Annotated in this window: 1 protein-coding gene; it reads right to left on the bottom strand. The window is 71.7% G+C overall.

The window, feature by feature from the left end; all coding sequences use genetic code 11:
• The coding region (locus ACZ55U_RS38565; protein ID WP_465534228.1) for an amino acid adenylation domain-containing protein at positions 1-7330 on the bottom strand (7330 nt) is incomplete at both ends.

Raw genomic sequence — 7330 nt, 5'->3', positions numbered from 1 at the left:
GCGTCACCGCCACACCCTTCGGCGTCCCGGTCGACCCCGACGTATAGATCACATACGCCAACCCACCCGGCTCCACCGACACCCCAGGCGCCGTCATAGCGGCCGCCGCCAGATACGCCGACACCGCCGGATCATCCAGCACCAACACCGGCACCCCACCCACCGGCACCCGCGCCAACACCGCACCCGTCCCCACTACAAGCACAGCCCGCGAATCGGCCAGCACAAAAGCCCCGCGCTCCGCCGGCTGCTCCGGATCCACCGGCAGATACCCGGCCCCCGCCTTCCACACCGCCAGGATCGCCGCGATCATCTCCACACCACGCGGCAACGCCAGAGCAACCACCGACTCCGCGCCAACACCCTGCGCCACCAGGTAGTTCGCCAGCCGGTTCGCCTTCTCGTCCAGCTCGCGGAACGACACCCCCACACCATCGACGACCACCGCCACCGCATCCGGCGTCCGCTCCACCTGAGCGGCGAACGACTCGTGCACCGGCGCGAACCCCACCACCTCAGCAGTGTCATTCCACTCCACCAACACCCGACGCCGCTCATCCACGGTCAACACATCCACCGCACCGAGCCGCACGTCCGCATCGGCGGCCACGGCCGCCAGCACCCGCGCCCAACGCTCCGCGAGCAACCCCACCGACTCCGGATCGAACAGATCCGCCGCAGCCGTCACCGCACCACGCACACCAGCCGGCCGACCCTCGGCATCAAACACCTCACCCACCATCACATCCAGGTCGAACTTCACCGCCGACCTGGTCATGGACAGCCCGCCGGTCCGGGTGCCAGAGAGGTCCGGCACCGCACCGCCGGTGTTCTGAAGCGTCAGAAGTGCCTGGAACAGTGGGTGGCGGGCCAGCGAGCGTGCCGGGGCCAGCTCCTCCACCAGACGCTCGAACGGCACATCCTGGTGAGCGAACGCCCCCAGGCTGGCCTCCCGCACCCGGCCCAGCACCTCACGGAACGAGGGGTCACCGGACAGGTCCGTTCGTACCACCAGGGTGTTGACGAAGAATCCGACCAGGTCGTCCAGCGCCTCGTCGGTGCGCCCGGCCACCGCCGCACCGATCGGAATGTCGGTCCCCGCACCGAGCCGGGACAGCAGCACCGCCAGCGCGGCCTGCAGCACCATGAACATGGTCACGCCCTCAGCCCGCGCCAACTCGGCCAGCTGGACGTGCAGTTCGGGCGACAAGGCCATCGGCGCAGTGTGCCCACGGTGACTCGCCACCGCCGGACGCGGACGGTCGAACGGCAGCCCCAACTCCTCCGGGGAACCCGCCAACACCTCACGCCAATACGTCACCTGACGCGACAGCAGGCTCTCCGGGTCTTCCGTCGACCCCAGCAACTCGCGCTGCCACAAGCCGTAGTCCGCGTACTGCACCGGCAGTGACACCCACTCGGGCGCCCGCCCCTCCAGCCGCGCCGCATAAGCGGTGGCAAGGTCCCGGGACAGCGGACCCATCGACCAGCCGTCACTGGCAATGTGGTGCACCAGCAGCACCAGAACGTGCTCGTCCGAACCCACTGAGAAGAGCGAGGCACGGATCGGCGCTTCCGCCGACAGGTCGAACACGTGGCGCGCCGCCTCCGCGACCGCGCCGCGCAGCTCCTCAGGGGCGACCTCGACCAGCCGCAGCTCCCAGTCGAGCTCGTCCAGCTCCAGGATCCGCTGGTAGGGCTCACCGTCGACCTCGGCCAGCACCGTGCGCAGCACCTCGTGGCGACCCAGCACGTCCCGCAGCGCCGCGCTCAGCGCGTCCCGGTCCACCTCGCCCGACAGTCGCAGCGCGACCGGGACGTTGTAGGTGGCACTCGGGCCCTCCAACTGGCCGACGATCCACAACCGCTGCTGCGCGAAGGAGAGCGGCAGCCGCTGCGGGCGCTCACCGGCGACCAGCGGCACCCGGGCCTGGCCCGCGTCGGCCAGCCGGGCGGCCAGCGCGGCCACGGTCGGCGCCTCGAACAGTGCCCGCAGCGGCAGCTCCACGCCCAGCACCGAACGGACCCGGCTGAGCAGCCGCACCGCCGACAATGAGTGCCCGCCCAGCGCGAAGAATTCCTCGTCGACGCCCACCCGCTCCAGGCCCAGCACCTGGGCGAACGCCCCGCAGAGGATCTCCTCCTGCGGCGTGGCCGGACCTCGGCCGACGCTTGTGGTGGCGGCGTCGACCGGCGTCGGCAGGGCGCTGCGGTCCAATGTCCCGTCGTCCGCCACCGGCAGTGCGTCCAGCACCACCACCGCCGACGGCACCATGTACTCCGGCAGTCGCTTCCCGGCGAGGTCGATCACCGAGGCGTCCAGAGTGCTCCCCTTCGCCTCGGTGCCCTCGACGGGCACGATGTAGGCGACCAGGCGCCGGCCACCTGGCGCGTCCTCCCAGGGCACGACCGCCGCCTGCGCGACCTGCGGATGCGCCAGCAGCGCGGCCCGGACCTCGCCGGGCTCGATCCGGAAGCCGTTGATCTTCAGCTGATCGTCCACCCGGCCGAGGTGCTCCAGCCGGCCGCCGGTGGTCCACCGCGCCAGGTCCCCGGTGCGGTACAGGCGCTCACCGTTGCCGAACGGATTCGCGACGAACCGCCCGGCGGTCATCGCCGGTCGGCCCAGGTAGCCGCGGGCCAGCTGCGGCCCGGCCACGTACAGCTCCGCGGCGACGCCGACCGGCACCGGCCGCAGGGCGGAGTCCAGCACGTACACCCGGGTGTTGGACAGCGGGTGGCCGATCGGCACCGGGCCGCCTGCGGACTCCGGACGGCACCGCCAGGCGGTGACCCGGTCCGGCGCCTCGGTGAGCCCGTAGAGGTTGTACAGCTCCGCTCCCGGCAGCTCGGCGAAGAACCGTGTCTGCACCTCCGTCGGCAACGTTTCCCCGCCGGTCGCCACCAACCGCAGCCGGGTGCAGCCGCCCACCCCGGGCTGGCGCAGGAACGCGTCGAGCGTCGCGGGGGCGAAGTGCGCCGTGGTCACCCGCTCGTCGCGCACCAGCTCCGCCAACTGCGCCGCATCCTGGTACGCGTCCGGTTGCGCCAGGATCAGCGCCGCGCCTTCCAGCAACGGCCAGACGAACTCGAACGCCGGCAGCTGCGCGCCGAGCGGGGCCTTCTGCAGCACCCGGTCGCCCGCGTCGAGCCCATGGTGCGCCCGCGTCCACGCCAGTCGGCTCACGATCCCCGCGTGCGCACTGATCACGCCCGTCGGCGTGGCCGCGGGACCCGAGGTGTAGATCACCGTGGCCGGGTGCGCCGGCAGCAGCACGGCGGAACGGTCGTCCCCGGTCAGCGGTCCCCCGGTCAGCTCGGCCAGCTCCGCCACTGCCGACGGGCCGTCCAGTACCACCTGCTGCCACTTCCCCGGCACCGACCCGGGCAGTGCCGCGACAGCCGCCGTCGATGTCAGGACGCAGCGCACGTCCGCGTCCCCGAGCACGAAGTCGATCCGCTCCACCGGGTCCGCCGGGTCCACGGGCAGCCAGGCGCCGCCCGCCTTCCATACCGCCAGCAGCGCCACCACCATCTCGACGCCGTGCTCCATGCAGAGCGCCACGACCGACTCCGGCCCCACACCGCGACCGCGCAGCAAGCGTGCCAGCCGGTTCGCGCGCTCGTCCAACTCGCGATAGGTCCGCTCGACGCCCTCGGCGACCAGCGCCACCGCATCGGGGGTCCGCGCCACCTGCGCCTCGAACAGCTCCGGCACCGTAGACCCCAGTACCTCGACTGTGGTGTCGTTCCACTCCACCAGCACCCGCTGCCGCTCATCCGCGGTCAGCACGTCCACGGTGCTCAGCCGCTGCTCCGGGTCGGCGGCCACCGCCGCCAGCACCCGCGCCCAGCGCTCGGCGATCCGCTCGACCGACTCCGGCTCGAACAGGTCGACCGCCGCAGTCACGGCCCAGCGCAGCCCGGCTGGACGACCCTCGAAGTCGAAGGCCTCCTCGACCGAGAGGTCCATGTCGAACTTCGACGGCGATTCCCGCACCGGTGACGCCGCCACCGGGGACTCAGCCATCGGATCCGCCACCGTCCGCGCGTTGTTCTGCATGATGAGCAGCACCTGGTGCAGCGGGTTGCGGGCCAGCGAGCGGGTAGGGGCCAGCTCCTCCACCAACTTCTCGAACGGCACGTCCTCGTTGGCGTAGGCCGCCAGCCCGGCCTCGCGCACTCGGGCGAGCACCTGCGTGAAGGTGGGGTCGCCGGACAGGTCGGTACGGACCACCAGGGTGTTGACGAAGAAGCCGACCAGGTCGTCCAGCGCCTCGTCGGTGCGCCCGGCCACCGACACCCCGAGGGGGATGTCGGTGCCCGCGCCGAGACGGGAAAACAGCACCGCGAGCGCGGCCTGCAGCACCATGAACAGCGTCACGCCTTCGGACCGCGCCAACTCCATGAGCCGTGCGTGCAGTTCGCCGGATACGCCGAACTCGGAGAGGTAGCCGCGGTGGCCGGCCACGGACGGGCGAGGGTGGTCGAACGGCAGCTCGAGCTGCTCCGGGGCACCGGCCAGCGCCTCGCGCCAGTAGGCGACCTGCCGGGACAGCAGGCTCTCCGGGTCGCCCGCCTCACCCAGCACCTCGCGCTGCCACAGGGCGTAGTCCGCGTACTGCACCGGCAGCGGCTTCCAGTCGGGAGCCCGGCCCTCCGAGCGCGCCGTAAAGGCGGCGGCGATGTCGCGGGTCAACGGCTTCATCGACCAGCCGTCCCAAGCGATGTGATGCATCGCCAGCATCAGCACCGATTCCTCGGGACCGGCCGAGATCAGCGTGGCCCGGAACGGCACCTCCGTCGACAGGTCGAACACATACCCGGCCGCCTTGGCCAGCGCGCCATCCAGCTCCTCGGGGGCGGCCTCGACCAGCTGCAGCTCCCAGTCGAGCTCGTTCAGCTCCAGGATCCGCTGGTAGGGCTCACCGTCGGCCTCGGCCAGCACCGTGCGCAGCGCCTCGTGCCGGCCCAGCACGTCGCGCAGCGCCGCGTTCAGCGCCACCCGGTCCACGTCACCGGGTAGCCGCAGCTTCGCCGAGCTGTTGTAGGTGTCACTGAGACCCTCCAACTTCCCAGCGATCCACAGTCGTTGCTGCGCAAAGGAGAGCGGCAACCGCTCCGGGCGCTCACCGGCGACCAGCGGCACCCGGGCCTGACCCGCGTCGGCCAGCCGGGCCGCGAGACGTGCCACGGTCGGCGCCTCGAACAGTGCCCGCAGCGGCAGCTCGGCGCCCAGCACCGCACGAATGCGGCTGATCAGGCGGACGGCGAGCAGCGAGTGGCCGCCCAGGGCGAAGAAGTCGTCGTCGACGCCCACCCGCTCCAGTCCGAGGACCTGCGCGAACGCCGCGCACAGAAGCTCCTCCTGCGGGGTGGCCGGACCACGGCCCGCACCCACGACGGCCGCGTAATCCGGGGCGGGCAGCGCGCGACGGTCCAGCTTGCCGTTGAGCGTCACCGGCAGCACGTCCAGCACCAGCACGGCCGCCGGAACCATGTACTCCGGCAGCCGCTGTGCGGCGAACTCACTGATCAGATCCGGCAGTTCGGCGACATCCAAAGCCTCGTCCCCAGCGACGACATACGCCACCAGGCGCAGGTCGCCCGGCGCGTCCTCACGCACGATGACGGCGGCGTGGGCAACGGAGAGGTGGGCGGTCAGGACAGCCTCGATCTCGCCGAGCTCGATCCGGAAGCCGCGCAGCTTCACCTGGTCGTCGGTGCGGCCCAGGTACTCCAGGGCGCCGTCCGCGTTCCACCGGGCCAGGTCACCGGTACGGTACAGGCGGCCACCGGTGTACGGGTCCGCCACGAAGCGCTCGGCGGTCAGACCCGGCCGGCCCAGGTAGCCGCGTGCCAGCTGCACGCCGGCCAGGTAGAGCTCACCCGGCACACCGACCGGAACCGGCTGCAGCCTGGCGTCCAGCACGTGGACCCGGGTGTTGAATACCGGGCGTCCGATCGGCACCGAGACACCCTCGGAGTCTTCGGCGCAGGCCCAGGAGGTGACGTCCACCGAGGCTTCGGTCGGCCCGTACAGGTTGTGCAGCCCCACCGAGGGCAGCGTGCGGGCGAAGCCGTCGCGCAGCTCGGCACTCAAGGCCTCACCGCTGCACATCACGGCCCGCAGGCCCGTGCACTCGCGCGCACTGGACTCGGCCAGGAACGCCTGCAGCATCGACGGCACGAAGTGCGTCACCGTCACGTTCTCGCGCTGGATCAGCTCCGCCAGGTACGCGGGGTCCCGGTGCCCGCCCGGACGGGCGACCACCAGTGCGGCACCCTCCAGCAGCGGCCAGAAGAACTCCCACACCGACACGTCGAACCCGAACGGCGTCTTCTGCAGCACCCGGTCCGCCGCCGTCAGCCCGTACTCCGCCTGCATCCACACCAGACGGTTCACGATCCCCGCGTGCGGAACCACCACACCCTTCGGCCGACCCGTCGACCCCGACGTGAAGATCACATACGCCGGATGCCCCGGTACCACGCGCTGACGCTCAGTCAATTCATCATGACCGGCGGACTCCTCGACCAGCTCCCGCGTCACCACCACCGACGCCCCCGCCGACGACAGCAGGTACTCCACCCGCTCCGCCGGAAGCTCCGGGTCCACCGGCAGATACGCGCCACCGGCCTTCAGCACACCCAGCAGCGCCACCACCATCTCCACCGACCGCTCCATGACGACCGGCACCACACACTCCGACCCCACACCACGATCCACCAGCAACCGCGCCAGCCGATTCGCCCGAGCATCGAGCTCCCCGTACGACACCTCCGCGCCCTCGAACACCACCGCCACCGCGTCCGGCGCAGCAGCCACCCGCGCCTCGAACAGCTCCGGCAGCGTCCCCGCCGGCACCTCGGCGTCGGTGTCGTTCCACTCCACCAGCACCCGCCGACGCTCATCCGCACCCAACACCTCGACCGCGCCCAGCGCGAGATCCGCAGCGCCGTCCAGCGTCTGCTCCAGGGCAGCGACCAGGCCCTCGACCGCTGTCCCCAGCATCGCGCACACCGACGACGCGTCCACCTCGGCCACCGCGTCCACGCTCAGACCGAAGCGGACCCCGTCGTCATCGACCGCGACCGTGACCGGGTAGTTGGTGCGCTCCTGGCTGGCGAGCGTGCGGATCCCCGCAAGCCGCCTGCCCGGGGCACCGTCGACGTCATCGCCCGTGTGCCGGCCGGTGTTGTGCCGGTAGTTGAACAGCGAGCTGAACAGCGGGACGTCGCCCGCCACCCCGCTTGCCCGCTGCGCCAGCGTCAGCGGCGCGTGCTCGTGCTCCAGCAGTGCCGCCAGCGTGCCGCGCATCCCGGCCAC

The sequence above is a fragment of the Kitasatospora sp. NPDC034533 genome (genome assembly GCF_055575155.1).
The sequence above is the reverse complement of the archived record's forward strand: the minus strand, read 5'-3'. Positions and strand labels throughout refer to the sequence as shown.